Here is a 19,957-nt window from a genome sequence, read left to right on the forward strand (position 1 = left end):
TCCTGTCGATGAGTTTTAACAAATCATCGAAATTCGGCGTGGGTGTAACAGAGCCGTGCGGACCTCGCAAGACAGTTAGGCCTCGCCCCTGAAAAGGAAATAATATGCCTTTTCAATATCTTAACGCATATGCGACCCTTTGCGCCGAATTAGATGTCTCAATTATGGGCGTGAATCTCCCATTTTGTGCGATTCCTTGACGTGATCACCGACACATTTCGTGAGGTCTTGTTTTCGCTAACAGCAAATCATGACCGTCAGATATCCCCAATTCTGCCTTCAAAGCCGGCCCGATTGCGACTTTTGCAACGTGGACGCGTAATTCTGACGCAAAGCGTTTTAAACTGGCGCTCCTTTTGGAATTGAGTGTTATGCATGCCGCGTTAAATGAAATGCGATGATCGGAATACATTGATGAGTGACACGCCGCGCATGCCCCCGGACCTGTCGGCCAGCCAACCGGACTGGACCCGCGAAACACCGCGGAAATTCTGGGACCCCTCGCGTAAATTGCTGCTATGCGTTCGCCAGCACCAAACCCTGCGCGACAAGGGTGGTTTGATTTCACGCCTGCGTATGAAACTAACGACCCTGCGCTACAGGTTCTGGTGCATCGTCACCCAGGCCGAAGTTCCGGTGACGGGTGATATTGGTGGCGGGCTGAAACTGCCACATCCAAACGGCGTGGTGATCCACCCTGCCACCAAGATCGGACCCAACTGCATCATCTTCCAACAGGTCACACTTGGCACGTCCGGTCCCAAATCCGGCGCGCCTGTCATTGGCGGCGGTGTCGATATCGGCGCCGGGGCACGGATCTTGGGGCCCGTCCAAATTGGCGATCATGCCATCATCGGTGCAAATGCCGTGGTACTGGATGATGTGCCCGAAGGGGGATTGCGGCAGGTGTCCCTGCGCGCATCATCGGCAAAAGGTGGTAGCGAGCGACCCCTGCTGCCGATGCAGTACCAAAGACTATTCCAGCAATGCGATCGGGGCGTCTGGACGACGGTAGAAATCCAGCGGCTGTCGATCAGCTGCTTCGGTGGATCGTTTGTATTCGAATTCGATTTCATCACCTTCTTCTGCGCTTGCCACAATCAGGCAGCGCGACAGGTGATTTGTTCCATCGAACATGTCCACCAACCCACGCAGATGCGGTGCCTCTTCCGCATCGAGCGAAAAACCATTGTTCCAGCTGCGCAGAATTTTGAACGTCCGATCGCCCGCCTGAACACTCAAACGGTGGCTCTTTTTGAGCGCAAGTTTACGCGCCGCATCAAGACCGGCCTGAACTTCGGGGGACAAAAACGTGGACATTTGGCGAATCCCTAAAACTATCTCTGAAGAGGATGTCGCACATCTGAGTAACGGTCACGTTAAATGTCTCTGATGCCGGAATTAAGGACCAGATCACCGGAAACGGCCCCTCCGGCCAGTGTCCTATCCGCGTAAATCCAGAGGATTGTTTCGACTTTGAAAACAATGCGGATTGCAACTGCGCTTATTCGTAGGGTTTTGTGTTTTCAGGATAAAACCAAACAGCACAAACAGATCCGCCACCGCCGTGGTCCCCAATGAACACGCCATCCGCATGCGCCAAATAGGCGGCGATTGCTGTATATTCGTCCACCTGTTTTCGCGTGGCCTCACCGCCTCGGCTGAGCAAGTCATCTATTTCCTGACGCTCCCCATAGCGTTGCGCAGCCCAAGCCGCTTGTTGCAGCGGTTGCGGCACCGATGGATGACCCCATCCCCACATGAATGATCCTTCGTCCGAATATGTACCGGCCACCTGCGCGATGACACGGGCATCCGGCGCATCCGTAAATTTCATATCGAGCGCACCTGTTTCCAAATCCAACTCAAAGCTTTCTGGCACGGGCATCGGATTATCCGCGGTTACCTGCGCGACATAGGCTTTGGCCTCGCGGCATAGCTTTTTGTACGTCTTGGGAATGGAGCTAGCCCCTTCATCCGCCTTGCGGTTCACAAATTCGGTCAGAAAATCCCGCACTGGATTGCCTCCTTGGATCGGCGTGTGCACCATTGGCGCTTTGCAATCCTCTAATCCGACTGGGTCACAAAACACAACAACCTCCCACCAGATGTCGACGCACATGGGTGAATACCTGTGCGCCCGCGCACGCCGGCTGCGCGGTGATACCCGTTGGCCAGAATTCAAAACCCACTAGGTTGGCGGCGCAAAGGAGATACGCATATGGGACAACTGGTAAACGGCGTTTGGGAAGATACGTGGTACGACACAAAAGCGTCCGGCGGCACATTCGTCCGGTCCACCGCGAAGTTTCGAAACTGGATCACCGCCGATGGTGCGCCGGGTCCGTCGGGGCAAGGCGGCTTTGCTGCACAATCCGGGCGCTATCACCTTTATGTCTCCTACGCTTGCCCATGGGCTCACCGCGCGCTGATCTTCCGTGCGCTGAAGGGGTTGCAGGATCATATCAGCGTTTCCGTGGTGCACCCGGATATGTTGACCGATGGATGGACGTTTGATGCCACCTTCCCCGGCGCCACAGGCGACACGCTCTACGGACAACGCTTTGCCCGGGATATCTACCTCAAGGCCGATCCGGAAATCTCCGGGCGGGTCACCGTTCCGATTTTGTGGGACACCGAACGCGAGACCATCGTGTCGAACGAATCTTCCGAGATCATCCGGATGTTCAACAGCGCTTTTGATATCCTCACTGGAAACACCGATGACTTTTGGCCAGATGATCTGCGCGATGCGATTGAACCTGTGAACCAGCGTATCTACGACACTGTTAACAACGGCGTTTACAAAGCCGGGTTTGCCACATCGCAATCTGCATATGATGAAGCCATCGTACCGCTGTTCGACACTCTGGACTGGCTGGAGGAGCGGTTGAGTACGCGCCGGTTCCTGATGGGGGATCGTCTGACCGAGGCCGATTGGCGGCTATTTACAACTCTGATCCGCTTCGATCTGGTTTATCACCTGCATTTCAAATGCAACCGGGCAAGGATTGTGGATTACGCCAACATTTGGGATTACCTGCGGGCGCTCTACCAATGGCCGGGCATCGCCGACACCGTGCATTTCGATCACATCGTGCGGCATTATCATTACAGCCACGATACGATTAACCCGAGCAGGATCATTCCAGTCAATCCTGATCTCGATTTCAACGCCTCGTCCGAGCGCAGTACTGCGTGACCTAAAACTGTTCGCGTTTGGGGCTCACAAGCCGCCGTAATGTTCGACCATCGCCGTCAAATCTTCTGGCGGTGTATCGGTCTGCAAGTAAGCACAGGCATTGGCGCTCAGGTTGAAGATCGATCCGTCCGAGAAAAAGGACGTGTTCGTCACGAAAATCACTTGCGTGGCCGGATAGCGATAGCTGGCCAGATCGGCGATGGCAAAGGCACTGCCCTGATCCAGAACCAAGTCCAGAACAATAATGTCAAAGCTTTGAGTTTGAAGCGCCGCTGCTGCGCCCGCCTGGGTCTGTTCCAGGCGCACATCCATTCCGCGCCGCTCCATGTGATTGCGCCAAATAGCGCCTAATTCCGACTGGCTTTCGACAATCAAAACTTTCATACCCACTCCGATCGGATCGCAAAAGGCCCTGAACGATAGGCACAACGAATTGTTTACGAATGACTACTGTAACTGGCTAACTAACCTTAACAATTGGTTAACAGTTGCAGTTTGTGTTCGCCCGGAACCGCGCATCTTGCGTATTGCGCGAATTTCCGCTTGAACGCTTTGCAACCAGATATGGGGTGCCAGATGGCCCAAGAAACAACAAATAGGGAAATATCGCGTCTGCGGCACATGCCCGTCCCCGACCCTTCTGAGATTCCAATCGACGAGACAAATAATCTCATTACCGCAGACAAAACCGGAACGTACGCTGCGTTAACCATTCGTCAGGCTCGCAAAACATGATTTTAATCTGTTCTCAACACGGTTCTGTGCGCGCCAATTTCGCAAAGGCTGCATAGCATGACACTGACCCGGGATCATGGCGGCGGTCTGGACGCGGCTACGCAGAAATATGGCGGGATGCGCGACGATTGGCTTGATCTCTCAACCGGCATCAACCCTGTACCCTACCCTATACCGGATGTTCCGCTGTCAGCCTGGACGGCCTTGCCAGATCAGGCGGCAGCAAAGGATCTTGCCGCCGCCGCCCGTCGATTTTGGAACGTTCCCGCGGGTGCGAAACTCTTGGCGGCACCGGGTGCGTCATCGTTGATCGCGCGATTGCCCGGAATTGCCGCCAAAGGCACAGTGCATATCCCGACGCCCACTTATAACGAGCATGCGGCAGCGTTTGCAGCGCATGACTGGCACATTAGCTGTGAAAACGCGCAGGCCAAAGTCATCGTGCATCCAAACAACCCAACGGGGCACTGGTATGACACCACCGATTTGACCGCACCGCTCATGGTGATCGACGAAAGTTTCGCGGACGAAGACCTCACAAGGTCTTTTGTGCCACTCTGTGATCAGCCTGGACGGATCGTGCTCAAGAGTTTCGGTAAATTCTGGGGTCTTGCCGGGATGCGACTGGGCTTCGCCATCGGTCATCCAGATACGATTGGAACCCTGGAACAGATGCTTGGCCCGTGGCCCGTATCCGGGCCCGCCCAGGCCATCGCCACGGCAGCGCTTGCCGATGAAACCTGGGCCCAAGATACACGCCAGCGACTGGCTCAGGATGCCGCGCGACTGGACACATTGATGACCAAGGCAGGTGCCGAAGTAACCGGTGGCACCACGCTTTTCCGCCTCTATCGCGTGAAGGATGCGGCCCAGTGGCAAGACCGCCTTGCCCGGCATCACGTTTGGACGCGTATTTTTCCGTACGCCGATGATCTGATCCGTCTTGGCCTTCCGGCGCCTGATACGTGGACCCATCTCGAGGCGGCACTGTGAGCACCGCGCTTATCCTGTTCGTCGCGATGATCCTGGATGCGCTCTTTGGTGAGCCGCAATGGCTATGGTCGCGATTACCTCACCCGGCCGTACTGATGGGGCGCGTCATCAGTGGGTTCGAACGTGCCCTGAACAGCGGCGGCGCGCGGCGGGCAAAGGGCATCGCAACCATGGCCCTGCTGGGCGCCTCAGCAATCGGAATTGGATGGTTTTTGTCCCTGTTGGGCCCGATGGTGGAAATCCTGATCGTCGCGATCTTGTTGGCGCAGAAATCACTGGTCGACCATGTTCGCGCCGTGGCGGATGCCTTGCGCGTTTCGGTTGGCGACGCCCGCCTTGCTGTCGGACGCATCGTCGGGCGCGACACAGGTGCCATGGATGGCCCGGCCATTGCACGCAGCGCAATTGAATCCGCGGCTGAAAATATCTCCGACGGGGTCATTGCCCCGGCCTTTTGGTACCTGATTGGCGGTCTCCCGGGCCTTCTGCTCTATAAAATCACCAACACCGCGGACAGCATGATCGGTTACCGGACAGAACGTTTCGAAGCATTTGGATGGGCTGCTGCGCGGTTCGATGATCTGCTGAATCTTGTGCCCGCGCGTCTGACCTCTGGGAGCATCGCACTGACCCATGGCAAATTGGGTGACATGCCGGAGATCGCCACAGACGCCCGAAGGCACATATCGCCAAATGCAGGGTGGCCCGAGGCCGCCATGGCCCGCGTTCTCGGCGCCGCTCTTGCGGGTCCACGATCCTATGACGGACACATGCGTGACTTTGCTTACGTCAACGCCCATGGGAAGAAGGACATCGATGCCGACCAGATCGACGCCGCGGCAGACGCGTTGTGGCGCACATGGGCCACAGCATTGGCAGCAACGGGGTGTGCTGCGGTTGTCATCGCACTGGCGTAACCCTAGTTTGGCGCAAAGTTTGTGAGCCGGAGAGATCATGCGCGTACTGAGTTTTGTTGCGGCCCTGGGTATGGCGCCGCTTGCCGCCCACGCCAATTGCGGTGGAAATTTCAAAAGTTTTGTCAACGATATGAAGGCTGAAGCCCTGTCTTTGGGCCACGCGCCGGGCAGTGTAGATGCGTTTTTTGCGTCCGTGCGTACCGATGCCAAGGTGCTCAAGGCGGATCGCCGCCAAGGGGTTTTCCAACTCAACTTCACCGATTTCTCGCGACGCCTGATCAGCAAAAGCCGTCTGAACACCGGCAAGGCCAAAGCCAAATCGCATGCAAAAACATTCAATCGGATTGAAAGCAGCTATGGCGTCGATGCGGGTGTGCTGCTGGCGTTTTGGGCATTTGAAACCGACTACGGCACCTTTCAGGGTGATTTCAACACGCTCAACGCGCTGGTGACGTTGGCCCATGACTGTCGTCGTCCCGAGCTTTTCCGGCCCCAGGTTTTCGCCGCGTTGAAATTGTTTGAGCAAGGCGATTTTGACCCACGCCGCACAACAGGCGCATGGGCCGGTGAGATCGGCATGGTGCAGATGCTGCCGCAGGATATCCTCGACAATGGTGTGGACGGTGATGGCGACGGCAAAGTGAACCTCAAATCATCGCCAGCGGATGCGTTGCTGTCGGGCGGCAAAATGCTGTCACATCTGGGATGGCGCCCGGGCGAGCCATGGTTACAGGAGGTCAGCGTTCCTAAAAATCTGGACTGGTCAAAAACAGGCCTCCGCCACACAAAACCTGCCGCAGACTGGGCGGCTTTGGGCGTCACACCCCGCCATGGAAATATCACAGGCGAACTGCCCGCGAGTATTATCCTACCTCAGGGGCGCAATGGTCCTGCGTTTTTGGCCTATCCGAATTTCAGCGTCTATTTCGAGTGGAACCAAAGCTTCACCTATGTGCTGACGGCCGCGTATTTTGCCAATCGCCTGCAAGGGGCGCCTGTGTTCAACGCCGGTAATCCAGATCCCGGGCTGAACGGCGACCAGATGAAACAGCTGCAGAAAAAGCTGGCGAACCGGGGATACAACGTGGGCAAAATTGACGGTATTTTGGGCGCCGGAACACGCGCGGCCGTTCAGGCCGTGCAACAAGAACTGGGCCTGCCAGCCGATGCCTGGCCAACCCGCGAGCTTCTTTCAAAGCTCTGAGCCATCCGCGGTCCGAGCAGCCGCCTCAAACCAAAATGCGCGAAATCTGTGTCTTCGGACCCATTTGCAACAGAATATCGCAGTGTCGTGATCCGTTGTTATCGCGTTGAAACCCCTTGTTTTTTAGGCTTTGAACAGCGCGTCACACGTCCGTGAAAGTTTTTGAGCCTGCGTGTGAAACTATTTCGCCCGCTCGAGCGTATCTCTCACCAACAGCACAGAATTATCCGTGCGCCCAATGGAACGAGAAATGATACGCAACGGCACCATAAATGCACAATCGGCTTTCGTCGCACAAAGCGGGATCAATGCCCCGTCAAAGGCGACGCTTGGCGCAATTGCGGCATGGATCGCGGTGCTCCTTTATGCGGCGTCAAATTCGATTGTGACACTGCTGGTGGACATCGGTCAGATGAACCCATTGGCTGATGGGCGAAATGCGATCACGTACACGAACCTCTACCTTCTGGGTTCTGTCATCTCACTCCTGCCCATGGCGTTGATCTATCGTCGTGATCTGACCCGCGAGAAACTTGAACGGTTGGGCACACGTGATTGGCGCCTTTTGGCAATATCCGCCGTTTTGTCGTCGGTGATCACACCGGCGCTTTTCTTTTACGCGTTGGAGCACACGACCGTGTCCAACGTCGTCCTGGTTGGCCGTATCGAGCCACCTCTGTTCCTGCTGGCAACGTGGTTTTTCCTGCGCGAGCGTTTGAACCCTTGGGCGCTGTTGGCGGGCATCACGGCCCTTGCTGGGGCGATCGTCGTACTGGGGGCCGGAAGTCAGGCAGGTATGTTTGTTCTGGGCAAAGGCGAAATCGCAACCGTCGCCGCAACGCTGTCCTTCATTGCCTCAACCATCGTCACCCGTGCGGGATTGCGTGATGTGCCTATTGGCATCTTTGCGGTCTTCCGCACGTTGATCGGATCAACGCTTTATTTCGCGTTGGTGGCCGCCGTATTCGGTCTTGATCAATTCCGGGATATCTTCGAGCCCATCGTCTGGAAATGGGTCTGGGTGTACGCAATCATCGTCATCGTTTTCGGTCAGATCGCCTGGAATTATGGCCTGAAACATGCGCGCGCCGGGGATGTGTCGCTTGCTACATCCTTTTCACCTCTTGCGGCTCTGCTGATCGCCATGGTTCTTCTTGGTGAGGATCCGGGTCCGGGCCTCTTTCCCGGCGGTGCTTTGATCGTCTTGGCCATTCTAATTGGTCATCTGGGCCGCAACACGCGCCGCGAGAAAGAAACACCTGCGAATACCGAAAGCGTGGTTATCCGGCCACAATGGGAGACACCCGGTTGGATGCCAAACCACGTGGCGGTACAGGCCAACAAGGGTGTATTGGCACGTGGAGCACCTGTGCCGCGCCTGACATGGCGACAGCGCGGCCGCGACGGCCCTCTCTTTCATTTGTCGTTGCAAAAGCAGCAGCACGGACCACCCTTCTTGTGGCCACTGCGTCGGCGGATCTGACGTCTACCGTGGTTACGCCACCATCTGTTCGGCTTTTTTCAGATCAACACTGACCAATTGGCTGACACCTTGTTCAGCCATCGTCACGCCAAACAGACGGTCCATCCGACTCATCGTCACGGCGTGGTGCGTGATGATCAGGAACCGGGTTTCCGTTTGACGGCACATCTCATCCAGCAGATCGCAGAAACGGCCCACATTCGCGTCATCCAAGGGCGCGTCAACCTCATCCAGAACACAGATCGGCGCCGGGTTGGCCAGGAAGACGGCAAAGATCAAGGCAAGCGCTGTCAACGTTTGTTCGCCGCCGGACAAGAGGCTGAGCGTTGCCAGTTTTTTACCCGGCGGCTGGCACATGATTTCGAGGCCGGCATCCAGCGGGTCATCGCTTTCGACCATCACCAGATTGGCTTCACCACCACCAAACAGATGCTTGAAGAGCATTGAGAAGTTGCTGTTGACCTGCTCGAAGGCTGTCAACAAGCGCTCTCGCCCTTCCCGGTTCAGGCTGGCAATACCATTGCGTAAGGTTTTGATAGCCTCTTCCAGATCGGTCTTTTCGGCCACCAGCGTGCTGTGTTCCTCTTCGACCTCACGGGCATCTTCTTCGGCCCGCAGATTGACGGCACCCAACGCATCGCGTTGCCGTTTCAACCGGTTCACATCCGCCTCGATTGCATCAGCAGCAGGCATGTTGTCCGGATCAGCTTCCAGCGTTTCCAGAAGCTGCGCGGGCGTTGTTTCCTGATCTTCGGAAATACGCTCCGCTGCCTGATCGCGGGTGTCACGCGCCGCTTCTGTGCGGGCTTCCGACCGGGCGCGCGCCTCGCGGGCTTCGCTTGCCGCACGCTCTGTCTCGCGTTCTGCTTCCACGGCCTGCCGTGCCGCGCGCTCCGCTGATGACAGCGCGTCTGCGGCTTCTGCGCGCCGGGCCTCCGCCCCATCAATTTCCGCACCAAGCTCGGCGCGTTTTGCGGCAATCTCTTCGGGGGCGGCAACCGCTTGCGACAGTTCAGTTTCTGACGCGTCCTTGCGTTCAGCCAACTCCGCGCTGCGCTTTTCGGCTGTTTCCAACCGGTGACGCCACCCGCTCAATTCCTTGGTCACTTCCTGGGCACGTCTTGTCCGCGCCTCACCCTCGCGACGCACCTCATCATGGGCGGAACGCTTCGCCATCATTGTCATGCGCGAGGCTTCAACCGTCATCTTGACGTCTTCGACGCCCGCGCGTGCCGCGTCCAGATCGCCCAGATCGGCCAACCCTTTTTCCGCCTCGATCACCTGCTTGCGCGCGTTCATCGCTTCTTCTTCGTGCCGGCTTACTGCCAGGCCCAGGGATTCCAGCCTGGATTGCGCCAGATTGCGGTCCGCTTCCGCCTTCGACAGGGCGCGGTTCGCCTCGTTCACAGCAACATCCGCCCGACGGCGCGCTTCACGCGCATCGTGGTCGGCTTTTGTCACCTCGGCCAGCTTGGCCCCCAGTGTTTCATGCGCAAGTCGCGCCCCGTCCGCGCGGGCGCTTGCGTGCTCCAGTTCTTGCTTGAGCACTTCCAAACGGTTCAACTGCTGCAGGCGCAATGCCGCCGCACTGGGGGCGTCCTCTGCCCAGGCGCGAAAACCGTCCCAACGCCAGAGGTCCCCTTGCGTGCTGACCAGCCGTTGACCCGGTTTAAGCTCAGCCTGCAAACGCGGTCCGTCATCCGCATCAACCAGCCCGATCTGTCCCATCCGCCGTGCCAGAACTTCCGGCACCGACACGAAATTCGACAACGCCTTGACGCCATCGGGCAAGTCCTGAGCCTGCGCATAGCCGCCAAGCGTGACCCAGCCGGATGGGCCGTCCCCCCCGACCTCAGGCGCGCGCAGATCATCAGCAAGCGCGGCGCCCAGCGCCTTTTCATAACCGCTCTCCACCTTGAGCCGGTCCATGATCTGACCGCCCTCCGCCGTGTCGCGTTCAACCAGTTTTGCCAGTGCCGTCACCTCGGCGCGCAGGGCATTCACTTCACCTTCCGCTTCAGAGCGTTCTGCGCGGGCTTCGGCCTCTTTCGCTTGCGTATCCGCGCGCGCGTCATCCGCCGCAATCAAAGCCTGTTCTGCGGCCTGCGCCGCGGCCACGGCCGCTTTCTCCAGACCGTGCGCGGCATCGTGATCAGCTTTGGACGTCTCGAGGGCTTCCTGCGATGAGGCAACAGCGTCGCGAGCGCGGGTCGCTTCCGCTTCTGAGCGCTCCATGGTTTTCTGATTGTCACTCAACAACCGCTGCGCCGATTGGTGCCGGGCCGCCAGTCGCGCTACATCTTCGGTCAACTGGCTCAGATCATTTTCCCGCTCCTGCAGGATATTGGCGGCATCGCGGGCCTCGCCCAACGCGTCTTCCAGACGTGCCTCGTGGCCCTCGCTGGCTTTGGCGAGTTCTTTTTCTTCCCATTCCAACCGATCAATCGTCTCACCCGCATCCCGGTTCAAACCGCTTTCGCGTTCGATATCGTGGGCCAGCTGTTCGATCCGGTTGCGCAATGTCTCTATCCGGTCGCGCGCGCCTGCTTCCTGTTCGCTCAATGTATCGCGTTGAACCTGAAGACGTTGCAAAACGGCTGCGGCAATGGCCTCTTCTTCGCGCAAGGGCGACAATGCCTCATCAGATGTGACGCGCAATGCCGCTGCCTCGCGGGCGGCTTTTTCCGCTTGCGACGCAGCCGTGATACGCGCGCGCAATTCCTCTTCCGTCCGGGCGCAGGCTTCATCCGCTTCTTTCCACCGACGATAGAGCAACAGCCCCTCGGCTTGTCGCAACTCTTCCCCGATCGCCCGGTACCGCGCGGCCTGACGGGCCTGACGGGCCAATTGGGCCAGTTGCGCACCCAGTTGTTCGATCACGTCATCCACGCGCGTCAGATTGGTTTCCGCTCCCTTGAGCTTCAATTCTGCTTCGTGGCGCCGTTGATAAAGCCCCGAAATTCCTGCGGCCTCTTCCAGAATGCGCCGCCGTGCCTTGGGCTTGGCGTTGATCAATTCGCTGATTTGTCCCTGACGAACCAGCGCCGGGCTGTGCGCACCGGTCGACGCATCGGCAAACAACATCTGGACATCGCGCGCGCGCACGTCCTTGCCGTTCACCTTGTATGCACTGCCAACATCGCGCGTAATCCGGCGCACGATTTCGATATGATCAGCCTCGTTAAACCCCGCAGGCGCCAACCGGTCCGCATTGTCGATATGAATGCTGACCTCGGCAAAGTTGCGCGCAGGTCGCGTGGCAGCACCGGCAAAGATCACATCTTCCATACCGCCACCGCGCATTGCGGTCGGTCGGTTTTCACCCATGACCCACCGTAGCGCTTCCAGCAGGTTCGACTTGCCACAGCCATTGGGCCCGACAACACCTGTCAGCCCATCAGCGATGAACAGGTCAGTCGGGTCTACAAAGCTCTTGAAGCCCGTCAGTCTGAGTTTGGAAAATTGCAAAGGCACGCCTTGGGCAGTTGATTCCGGTTGCCGGTAAATGTGCGGGTCCTCGCAGCCCTCTGTCAACGACAAACCCCACGATATGGCCAGTGAGTACAAGTTATCCACAAGATATTGCGCAATTTGGCCCGCATGGCAGAATTGAGCTGTCTCCGAAGATCCAAGGATTGGCGCGCGAAGTCTTCCTTGCTATGGTCGCAGAAAATCTGCGCATTTCAAGGCATCATGCGCCGACATCTGCCATCAGCCGATAGAAAAAGCCCCACACCATGCCCAAACCCATTGCTCTGCTATCAATCGGTCTTCTTTTCGGAACGGGACTGGGATTTATCTTGGCCTCCGGAACCGGCATGGGGATGCATCATGGTAAATCAATGAACGCGGATATGGTCCATGATCACTCGGCTCACGATCATGGCGAAGGCTCCGGGCATGGCAAAATGACAGATGCGGGCACGCCGCCCGTTACCCTTGCCATCACCGTGCATCCCGATGGCGCGCAAAGCCGCAATCTGCATATTCAGACGACGAATTTTGCCTTTGCACCCGAGGCGGTGAACGGCCCGCATGTCCCCGGGCAGGGGCACGCCCATATTTATGTGAATGATGTGAAAGTGGCACGCGCCTATGCGCCCTGGATGCAACTGGACGCCCTGCCCGTTGGAACTCACGTTATTCGCGTCACGTTGAATGCCAACGATCATAGTTACTTGAGCGTCGACGGCACGCCTGTCGAGGCGACCACAGAAGTCATCATTGAATGATGATGCCGCAGCAACAGGTGCACGTACATGTTGATGATTGAAGCCACTGATCCGCGTGAAGACGGCCCCCGTGCCCTGCTCGAAGCCAGTCATGCATTGATGCATTCGCTCTACCCGCCTGAAAGCAATTATGCGCTTGATATCAATGCGCTATGCGCTGATGACGTCTACTTCTTTGCCGCCCGAGAGGCCGGGAACACGCTTGGAACAGGCGCGCTTGCGGTGCATCAGGGATATGGCGAGGTCAAATCGATGTTCACCGCACCGGACGGACGGGGCAAAGGTGTTGCCGCCGCCATCCTGAGGCAGATTGAGGATCAAGCCCGCACTTTGGGCTTGCAGATCCTGCGTCTGGAAACCGGCAATGAGCTGGCGGCGGCGGTACGTCTCTACGAACGCCATGGCTTTGTCCGCTGCGGTGTGTTTGGCGATTACGCCTCGGACCCTCTGAGCGTATTCATGGAAAAAAACCTGTCATGATCTCGCGTGGATATTGTTTGTGTAAATTGGTCCAATTCGAAATCACTGGCGCACACAACTGGGTTGGTCATTGCCACTGCGATAGCTGCAGACGCGGGGCGGGCGCGCCGATTGTGACCTTCATTGGCCACCCGAATGGTGAATGGCGCTGGACGGGAGAGATACCCAAAATCTACACCTCTTCGCCCGGCAATTACCGGCATTTCTGCCCAAATTGCGGCAGCTCAGTGGCCTATACCTCTGACAGGTACCCGGAAGAAATTCACTTCCATGCGACGCTTCTGGAAAACCCGCAAAACCTCAACCCAACCGACATTTACCACGGCGATGAACGCCTGCACTGGCATCTGGATGCGCCGTCTTGATCCATGCTTAGATCGAGCGGCATGTAACGTCGGCAAAACTGTCAAAAATCGCGTCCAGTTCACATTCGAACTCAACGTCGCGCGGCAAGGGTTCGAGTTGCCCTCCGCAGTCAAGCCATGCCTCCATCACCGCCGCATCCCCCTCCAAACGCCGGACGCGGCAACCGCTCACCTTTTCAATTGCGAAGAAACCGCGGGGGGCAACGGCCGCCAAGCGCGGTGCGTATTCGGCATTGACCCGAATTGCCTGAGCTCGGGTGCCTTTCACGCGGACATCAAAGATGCTGTCACCAATTGAAATCCGTGTCGGTTTGATGCCGCCAAAATCCGGCCCGGGCGTGGCGCAGCCAGCCAGCAAAAACGCCAAAAGACAAATCAAGTTCCGCATGCGCAAAGAGTTGGGTGTTCAAAGTTAAAAAAGCCTTATGATCCGTGGGCTGCCTGCAAAATGCACTTGCACCTGATCCACGCGACCCGCACTGTCTTGGCGACCAAAGGCCGGGGGAAATCAGCGATGCCCCCGGTGATACCACGTTGATTTGAACGGAATGCCGATGCCCAAACACCGCGTATTGACCGAATTCGGAATGGGCAGCAGCCTGCGCCGACAAGATTATACCGAAGCTGCCAAACGCGCGCTCAAGGATGCACTGTGGCACAACTCGATCAACATGGCCGAATTGTTCGGCTTCGAGAAAGAAGCGATGATTATTGACGTCGAGATCGCAGTGCAAAATCCCGATGCGGTCGACACGGATCAATTGGCCAGCGTTTTCCCATACGGACAGATCAGCGTCACAACCACCCATGGCGGGCTCGATATTCCACGGCCTGTCGGCAACCCCACGGTGATCGCCAATGCCGCAATTTCCGTCAGCTTTGACATGGAGCGCCAGTCATGAGTGATCAACGTTTCATCATCGAAATGGGCATGGGAAATGACCTGCATGGGATGGATTATCAAAAAGCAGCGCGGCGCGCGATCGAAGATGCGTTTCGCCATTCCACATTGCCCATTTTTTCGGCGACCGGGCTTAGCCCGTCCGACATGCGCGTACAGGTTACTGTCGGTGTGCAGGCGCCCGAAAAGATCGATACCGATGCGCTTGCGGCCATGATGCCACGCGGCGTGGCGCAGGTGACCGCCGTCAGGGGCGGGCAAAATGTCACCAACCCGGATGACGGCGAAACACTGGTCATTGCCACGGCCGCCGTAGAGGCTTTTTGCCGTATCAAGGGGATCGCTGGAAAGCCGCAGCAGAATAATCTGCGAATACTGCCCCGCTTTCAGTAACCGACGGCGCAGCCTTGCCAAAAAGGGGGCGCTTGCCCAATGACGTAACCGGTCATATGATTTGACCAGTTTGTACAAGGCTGAACGATGCCCTTCCAGAAAGTCACTCCCGAGAAACTGTCAACCGCCGTTACACGTCAGATCGAAAAACTGATCCTGCGAGGCATCTTACGCCCTGGCGAACGTTTGCCAGCAGAGCGTGAATTGGCGGAACGCCTTGGTGTTTCACGCCCTTCCTTGCGCGAAGCCGTGGCGGATTTGCAGAACAAAGGTCTGTTGGCCGCGCGTGCAGGGGCCGGAATTTTTGTGGCCGATGTGCTGGGAAACGCGTTCTCGCCCGCGCTTGTTCAGCTCTTTGCCGAACATGATCAGGCTGTTTTCGACTACATCGCCTTTCGCCGAGATCTCGAAGGGCTCGCAGCTGAGCGAACGGCGCATTTGGCCTCTGAAACAGATCTCAAAGTGATCCAGACGATCTTCGACAAGATGGAAACCGCCCATGCCAAACCCAATCCGCGGGACGAGGCACAGCTTGATGCGGATTTTCACATGGCCATCATCGAAGCCAGCAACAATGTGGTGATGCTGCACATGATGCGATCCATGTTCCAACTGCTCCGTGAGGGTGTGTTCTACAACCGTCAGGTCATGTTCAAACAACGCATGACCCGCGACAGCCTGCTGGACCAGCATCGCGCGATAAATGTCGCTTTGCAGGCGCGCGATCCCATTGCAGCCCGTGCTGCCGTTGTGGAGCATCTCAACTACGTTGAAAAGTCACTTCGCGATCAGCAAATGGCCGACAGGAACGAAGCCATCGCCACACAGCGTTTCGAGCATGAGCAGTCGCGTTAAGCCCCTCTGGCACTTTCTCAACAGTTGCTGCGCTTTAGCCTGGAATTGCGGCACGTCACATACAATCACACGCAATTAGTTGTTAAAGTAAGGAGCTGTTTCGGAGAGAGACTGGCGCAAAAGCCGTTCAAGAGTCCCAGGTTTTGCTGGTTCCAGCGAAACCCCGTTTTTCTGTAAAATCCTGACGTTGCCGGACAGAAGCTGGCACGTGTAAGAAATTGTCACGTTGTCAACTGTACCAACAGCCCCGTCATTGTAATCGGTACAGCTGCCAAAAACCGCCCGACAAGCGCTTTGCGCGACCCTGGCGCAACTAGCCTGCGACATGTTTAGGTGTCCAGACACGGCGCCTTGCAGTCCCGAAATCTCATGCGCCGAAACCGGTGCTACACCTGCCAAAAAAAGAAATGTAGCACCTTTGTACCATATGCGACGATTGACCAACTCACACTCCCTTGTTTTTGAGTCATCTTGGTTTACGTCTACCATGTGCTTGAAGAAAGTGACATTTAAATTGCGATCTCCCTCAATTTATTAACTTTTTTCAAATTTCCGCCCCGTGTGCCAAGCCAGCGTATTCAAATTAATTTTACCAATTGATAAAAATTTTGTTTGTGGCAAACTGTCCGCGTCGTTTGCCACCAAAGAGGAAGCCATGACAAACAATGCGCTGACCCCCGGTATCGCCGCCGGTCGACTAGATGCCTCCAGCTATGCCGACAATTTTTCTGACCTCCATCCACCCCTCGATGCGCATGAAGCACGCGTGGCAGCGGACCGGTGTTACTTCTGTCACGACGCGCCCTGTATCACCGCCTGCCCGACGGACATTGATATCCCGCTCTTTATTCGCCAGATCGCAACCGGCACGCCGGAAGCTGCCGCGCAGACGATCCTGAACCAGAACATTCTGGGCGGCATGTGCGCCCGGGTTTGCCCGACGGAAACGCTCTGCGAACAGGCCTGCGTGCGCGAGGCAGCCGAAGGGAAGCCGGTGATCATCGGACAGTTGCAGCGCCACGCCACGGACACAGTCATGGACGCAGGCCGCCACCCATTTACCCGTGCGCCCGCTACAGGCAAAAAGGTCGCTGTTGTTGGGGCGGGTCCTGCGGGCCTTGCCTGTGCGCATCGCCTGGCACTGAAAGGGCATGACGTCACGCTCTTTGATGGCCGCAACAAACCCGGCGGCCTCAATGAATTCGGCATTGCCAGCTACAAAACAGTCGACGGTTTTGCCGAACGGGAAGTAAACTGGCTCCTGCAAGTTGGAGGGATCGCTCTTGAGCCCGGCAAATCCCTCGGTCGCGATCTCAACTTGGGTCAATTGCAGACCACGTATGACGCGGTCTTTCTGGGAATCGGTCTGGGCGGCGTGAACGCCCTCGGGCTGGAGGGCGAGGAAAAGAACGGCGTTCTGGATGCGGTCGATTTCATTTCCGATTTACGGCAGGCGAAAGACCTCAAAAACGTGCCAATTGGCCGCGATGTTGTGGTGATTGGCGGCGGCATGACGGCCGTGGATGCGGCTGTGCAGGCAAAACTTTTGGGTGCGCTCAATGTCAGCCTTGTCTACCGGCGTGGGCGTGATCGGATGAACGCCAGCGCGTTCGAACAGGACCTTGCTGCGTCAAAAGGCGTGCGGATCATCACCAATGCCTCCCCCAAGGCGGTGCATGGCAACGGATCAGTGCGCGAGATTGAGTTTGAATACACTGATGATGATCTCACCCCCACCGGACAAACCTTACGCCTTGCCGCCGATCAGGTTTTCAAGGCGATAGGTCAGGTTCTGGAGGGCGATGACCTGCCAGAGCTGGACGGGCGAAAGATCGCTGTGACCGGCACGGGCCGCACCAGCATCCCGGGTGTCTGGGCCGGTGGGGACTGCGCGGCAGGTGGTGACGATCTGACTGTAACGGCGGTGGCCGAAGGGCGCGATGCCGCCGAAGACATCCACGCTTTCCTCGATCTCGTGATAGGCTATGGGCATTTTTCAGCACCTAGATAGGAATTATGCCATGACTGATATCGAGACCCTCGTCGCACGCCATTACGCGGGCAAAAGCCTTCTGGAGAATATCCGCTCAGCGCTTGAACAAACCGGCGTCGACCCGGATGCGCCCGGCATTGAAGACCTCAAACCCGTGGATGAGTTTCACACCGGCGGGTTGGAGGCGACGGATGATCTTCTGGACCAGCTTGAAATTAGCCCGCAAACCCGCGTGCTGGATATTGGCTGTGGCATTGGCGGCGCGGCGCGCCATGTGGCTGCGCGCACCGGAGCGCATGTGCGTGGATTTGATCTGACGCCCGATTTCGTCAGCACCGCAAAGGCGCTATCGCAACTGGTCGGCCTTGATGCACAAACCAGCTTTCAGGTGGGCAGCGCGCTGGATGTCCCAGAACCGGACAACAGTGCCGATCTGGCGCTAATGTTCCATGTGGGCATGAATATCGAGGACAAGGAAACACTCTTTCAGGAATCCGCGCGTGTTCTGGCACCCGGTGGCACCTTTGCGCTTTTCGACGTGATGCGCGGCTCGGACGCTGACCTCACATTCCCGTTCCCCTGGGCCGAAGAGGTCGCGTTTTCGTTTGTGACGCGGCCCGAAGCCTATCGCGCGGCCGCTGCCGCGGCTGGTTTTGAACAGGTGGCCGAACGGGATAGGTCCGAGTTTGCAAACGATTTTTTTGACCGCGTCTTTGCCCGCATTGCCGAGGCCGGTGGGCCGCCGCCGGTTGGCATTCACCTCTTGATGCACGACACCGGCAAACAGAAGATTGAAAATTACATCACGCATCTGACGGCGGGCGATATCGCCCCGACCGAAATGATCTTTCGTCTGCCCGACTAGGGCGCGGGCGAACACAGGGAAAGGAAAGCCAATGGCTGATCTGACATCCAACTTCATCGGGATCAAATCCCCTAATCCGTTCTGGCTGGCCTCGGCCCCGCCGACGGATAAGGAATACAATGTCCGCCGCGCGTTCGAGGCCGGCTGGGGCGGCGTGGTCTGGAAAACCTTGGGCGAAGCCGGGCCACCTGTGGTCAACGTCAACGGGCCGCGCTACGGCGCGATCTGGGGCGCGGACCGGCGGCTTCTGGGCCTCAACAATATCGAATTGATCACCGACCGGCCATTGGAAGTGAACCTTGAGGAGATGACGCGGGTCAAGAAGGACTATCCTGACCATGCACTGATCGCCTCGCTCATGGTGCCCGTGAATGAAGACGCCTGGAAAGAGATCCTCCACCGGGTCGAAGATACCGGTTGCGATGGCGTTGAGCTGAATTTCGGCTGCCCCCACGGGATGAGCGAGCGTGGTATGGGCAGCGCGGTAGGTCAGGTGCCTGAATATGTGGGCCAGGTGGCGCAATGGTGCAAGAAACATACCGATCTGCCGGTGATCGTGAAACTGACCCCCAACATCACCGACATCCGCAACCCGGCCCGCGCCGCGATGGAGGGCGGTGCGGATGCCGTGAGCCTGATCAATACGATCAATTCGATCACATCGGTTGATCTCGACCTCTTCGCGCCGGAACCCACGATTGATGGCAAAGGTGCGCATGGTGGCTATTGCGGCCCGGCCGTGAAACCGATTGCGCTCAACATGGTGGCCGAAATTGCGCGCGCACCCGACATGGCCGACCTGCCGATCAGCGGCATTGGTGGCATCACCACATGGCGCGACGCGGCCGAGTTCATGGCGCTTGGTGCGGGCAACGTGCAGGTCTGCACCGCTGCGATGACCTATGGGTTCAAGATTGTCGAAGAAATGATTTCGGGTCTCAGCCAATGGATGGATGAAAAAGGCCTCACCGATACGTCCCAAATCGTCCGCCGCGCCGTGCCCAATTGCAGTGATTGGCAACACCTGAACCTGAATTACGTGGCCAAAGCCAAAATCAATCAGGACCTCTGCATTAATTGTGGCCGTTGTTTCGCGGCCTGCGAAGATACCTCGCATCAAGCGATTTCGATGTCAGACGACCGGGTGTTCGAGGTCAAAGATGACGAATGCGTCGCCTGTAACCTGTGTGTCAATGTATGCCCCGTTGAGGGCTGCATCACGATGGAACAGATGGCGCCGGGCACGGTTGATCCGCGCACCGGCCAGGTTGTCGAAGAGAAATTCGGCGATTGGACCACACACCCGAATAACCCCGGCGCCTGTGCCGCCGAATGACCC

Annotated in this window: 19 protein-coding genes; 15 read left to right on the plus strand and 4 right to left on the minus strand. The window is 57.5% G+C overall.

All coding sequences use genetic code 11. The features are described 5' to 3' along the window. Positions 1–414: 414 nt before the first annotated feature. Positions 415–1,335, plus strand: a complete 921-nt coding sequence (locus ACZ1HJ_RS02375; protein ID WP_472720766.1) for a serine acetyltransferase — start codon at positions 415–417, stop codon at positions 1,333–1,335. Positions 1,336–1,504: 169 nt separating this feature from the next. Here the strand turns inward: ACZ1HJ_RS02375 and ACZ1HJ_RS02380 are convergent, their stop codons facing one another. Continuing rightward, positions 1,505–2,017, minus strand: coding sequence for a DUF6882 domain-containing protein (locus ACZ1HJ_RS02380; RefSeq protein ID WP_472720767.1), 513 nt, complete (start codon positions 2,015–2,017; stop codon positions 1,505–1,507). Between the two features lie 204 nt (positions 2,018–2,221). Here ACZ1HJ_RS02380 and ACZ1HJ_RS02385 point away from each other — a divergent pair, with 204 nt between their 5' ends. After that, entirely contained in the window at positions 2,222–3,202 is a 981-nt protein-coding gene (locus tag ACZ1HJ_RS02385; RefSeq protein WP_472720768.1) for a glutathione S-transferase family protein, read from the plus strand. Positions 3,203–3,226: 24 nt separating this feature from the next. Here the strand turns inward: ACZ1HJ_RS02385 and ACZ1HJ_RS02390 are convergent, their stop codons facing one another. Continuing rightward, entirely contained in the window at positions 3,227–3,586 is a 360-nt protein-coding gene (locus ACZ1HJ_RS02390; RefSeq protein WP_472720769.1) for a response regulator transcription factor, read from the minus strand. Positions 3,587–3,994: 408 nt separating this feature from the next. On the opposite strand from ACZ1HJ_RS02390, the gene cobD reads away from it, so the two are divergent. The 4 genes from cobD (at position 3,995) to ACZ1HJ_RS02410 (ending at position 8,534) form a co-directional block, all read left to right on the plus strand. Then, complete coding sequence (gene cobD / locus ACZ1HJ_RS02395) at positions 3,995–4,930, plus strand: threonine-phosphate decarboxylase CobD (protein WP_472720770.1); 936 nt, start codon at positions 3,995–3,997, stop codon at positions 4,928–4,930. Beyond that, on the plus strand, positions 4,927–5,847 hold the full coding sequence (gene cbiB / locus ACZ1HJ_RS02400) for an adenosylcobinamide-phosphate synthase CbiB (protein WP_472720771.1): 921 nt from the start codon (positions 4,927–4,929) through the stop codon (positions 5,845–5,847). The genes cobD and cbiB overlap by 4 nt, the downstream gene beginning before the upstream one ends. A gap of 37 nt (positions 5,848–5,884) precedes the next feature. Further along, positions 5,885–7,051, plus strand: a complete 1,167-nt coding sequence (locus tag ACZ1HJ_RS02405; protein ID WP_472720772.1) for a lytic murein transglycosylase — start codon at positions 5,885–5,887, stop codon at positions 7,049–7,051. 250 nt (positions 7,052–7,301) lie between these two features. Beyond that, entirely contained in the window at positions 7,302–8,534 is a 1,233-nt protein-coding gene (locus ACZ1HJ_RS02410) for a DMT family transporter (RefSeq protein ID WP_472720773.1), read from the plus strand. Positions 8,535–8,546: 12 nt separating this feature from the next. Here ACZ1HJ_RS02410 and ACZ1HJ_RS02415 read toward each other — a convergent pair whose 3' ends face one another. Next, positions 8,547–12,002, minus strand: a complete 3,456-nt coding sequence (locus ACZ1HJ_RS02415) for a chromosome segregation SMC family protein (protein WP_472720774.1) — start codon at positions 12,000–12,002, stop codon at positions 8,547–8,549. A 269-nt stretch (positions 12,003–12,271) separates the two neighbouring features. On the opposite strand from ACZ1HJ_RS02415, the gene ACZ1HJ_RS02420 reads away from it, so the two are divergent. The 3 genes from ACZ1HJ_RS02420 to ACZ1HJ_RS02430 are packed head-to-tail and all read left to right on the plus strand — an operon-like array spanning position 12,272 to position 13,611. Continuing rightward, a complete protein-coding gene (locus tag ACZ1HJ_RS02420; RefSeq protein WP_472720775.1) occupies positions 12,272–12,766 on the plus strand; it encodes a hypothetical protein in 495 nt (164 codons plus the stop codon). 27 nt (positions 12,767–12,793) lie between these two features. Beyond that, positions 12,794–13,246 carry a GNAT family N-acetyltransferase gene (locus ACZ1HJ_RS02425; protein ID WP_472720776.1) on the plus strand — a complete coding sequence of 151 codons (453 nt, stop codon included), beginning with the start codon at positions 12,794–12,796 and terminating at the stop codon, positions 13,244–13,246. A 17-nt stretch (positions 13,247–13,263) separates the two neighbouring features. Further along, entirely contained in the window at positions 13,264–13,611 is a 348-nt protein-coding gene (locus tag ACZ1HJ_RS02430; protein WP_472720777.1) for a GFA family protein, read from the plus strand. Positions 13,612–13,618: 7 nt separating this feature from the next. Here ACZ1HJ_RS02430 and ACZ1HJ_RS02435 read toward each other — a convergent pair whose 3' ends face one another. Continuing rightward, positions 13,619–13,999, minus strand: coding sequence for a hypothetical protein (locus ACZ1HJ_RS02435; protein ID WP_472720778.1), 381 nt, complete (start codon positions 13,997–13,999; stop codon positions 13,619–13,621). Positions 14,000–14,165: 166 nt separating this feature from the next. Here ACZ1HJ_RS02435 and ACZ1HJ_RS02440 point away from each other — a divergent pair, with 166 nt between their 5' ends. The 6 genes from ACZ1HJ_RS02440 (at position 14,166) to preA (ending at position 19,954) form a co-directional block, all read left to right on the plus strand. Continuing rightward, positions 14,166–14,513 (plus strand): Lin0512 family protein, encoded by a 348-nt coding sequence (locus ACZ1HJ_RS02440; RefSeq protein WP_472720779.1) that lies wholly within the window; start codon positions 14,166–14,168, stop codon positions 14,511–14,513. Continuing rightward, positions 14,510–14,905, plus strand: a complete 396-nt coding sequence (locus tag ACZ1HJ_RS02445) for a Lin0512 family protein (protein WP_472720780.1) — start codon at positions 14,510–14,512, stop codon at positions 14,903–14,905. Before ACZ1HJ_RS02440 ends, ACZ1HJ_RS02445 begins: the two co-directional genes overlap by 4 nt. 87 nt (positions 14,906–14,992) lie before the next feature. After that, positions 14,993–15,760, plus strand: a complete 768-nt coding sequence (locus ACZ1HJ_RS02450) for a FadR/GntR family transcriptional regulator (RefSeq protein WP_472720781.1) — start codon at positions 14,993–14,995, stop codon at positions 15,758–15,760. A gap of 655 nt (positions 15,761–16,415) precedes the next feature. Next, a complete protein-coding gene (locus tag ACZ1HJ_RS02455; protein WP_472720782.1) occupies positions 16,416–17,771 on the plus strand; it encodes an NAD(P)-dependent oxidoreductase in 1,356 nt (451 codons plus the stop codon). Positions 17,772–17,781: 10 nt separating this feature from the next. Then, on the plus strand, positions 17,782–18,618 hold the full coding sequence (locus ACZ1HJ_RS02460; RefSeq protein ID WP_472720783.1) for a class I SAM-dependent methyltransferase: 837 nt from the start codon (positions 17,782–17,784) through the stop codon (positions 18,616–18,618). A gap of 31 nt (positions 18,619–18,649) precedes the next feature. Next, the gene (gene preA / locus ACZ1HJ_RS02465) at positions 18,650–19,954 is read left to right on the plus strand and encodes an NAD-dependent dihydropyrimidine dehydrogenase subunit PreA (protein ID WP_472720784.1); all 1,305 of its coding nucleotides are present in this window, start codon (positions 18,650–18,652) and stop codon (positions 19,952–19,954) included. Positions 19,955–19,957 lie beyond the last annotated feature (3 nt).

Source organism: Roseovarius sp. JB2-10, assembly GCF_055693585.1.

What these genes read in the sequence shown, in the direction of transcription:
- ACZ1HJ_RS02375 (WP_472720766.1), top strand. Translation starts at nt 415, where the DNA reads ATGAGTGACACGCCGCGCATGCCCCCGGACCTGTCGGCCAGCCAACCG.
- ACZ1HJ_RS02385 (WP_472720768.1), top strand. Translation starts at nt 2,222, where the DNA reads ATGGGACAACTGGTAAACGGCGTTTGGGAAGATACGTGGTACGACACA.
- ACZ1HJ_RS02390 (WP_472720769.1), bottom strand. Translation starts at nt 3,586, where the DNA reads ATGAAAGTTTTGATTGTCGAAAGCCAGTCGGAATTAGGCGCTATTTGG.
- cobD (WP_472720770.1), top strand. Translation starts at nt 3,995, where the DNA reads ATGACACTGACCCGGGATCATGGCGGCGGTCTGGACGCGGCTACGCAG.
- ACZ1HJ_RS02405 (WP_472720772.1), top strand. Translation starts at nt 5,885, where the DNA reads ATGCGCGTACTGAGTTTTGTTGCGGCCCTGGGTATGGCGCCGCTTGCC.
- ACZ1HJ_RS02410 (WP_472720773.1), top strand. Translation starts at nt 7,302, where the DNA reads ATGATACGCAACGGCACCATAAATGCACAATCGGCTTTCGTCGCACAA.
- ACZ1HJ_RS02420 (WP_472720775.1), top strand. Translation starts at nt 12,272, where the DNA reads ATGCCCAAACCCATTGCTCTGCTATCAATCGGTCTTCTTTTCGGAACG.
- ACZ1HJ_RS02425 (WP_472720776.1), top strand. Translation starts at nt 12,794, where the DNA reads ATGTTGATGATTGAAGCCACTGATCCGCGTGAAGACGGCCCCCGTGCC.
- ACZ1HJ_RS02435 (WP_472720778.1), bottom strand. Translation starts at nt 13,999, where the DNA reads ATGCGGAACTTGATTTGTCTTTTGGCGTTTTTGCTGGCTGGCTGCGCC.
- ACZ1HJ_RS02440 (WP_472720779.1), top strand. Translation starts at nt 14,166, where the DNA reads ATGCCCAAACACCGCGTATTGACCGAATTCGGAATGGGCAGCAGCCTG.
- ACZ1HJ_RS02445 (WP_472720780.1), top strand. Translation starts at nt 14,510, where the DNA reads ATGAGTGATCAACGTTTCATCATCGAAATGGGCATGGGAAATGACCTG.
- ACZ1HJ_RS02450 (WP_472720781.1), top strand. Translation starts at nt 14,993, where the DNA reads ATGCCCTTCCAGAAAGTCACTCCCGAGAAACTGTCAACCGCCGTTACA.
- ACZ1HJ_RS02455 (WP_472720782.1), top strand. Translation starts at nt 16,416, where the DNA reads ATGACAAACAATGCGCTGACCCCCGGTATCGCCGCCGGTCGACTAGAT.
- ACZ1HJ_RS02460 (WP_472720783.1), top strand. Translation starts at nt 17,782, where the DNA reads ATGACTGATATCGAGACCCTCGTCGCACGCCATTACGCGGGCAAAAGC.
- preA (WP_472720784.1), top strand. Translation starts at nt 18,650, where the DNA reads ATGGCTGATCTGACATCCAACTTCATCGGGATCAAATCCCCTAATCCG.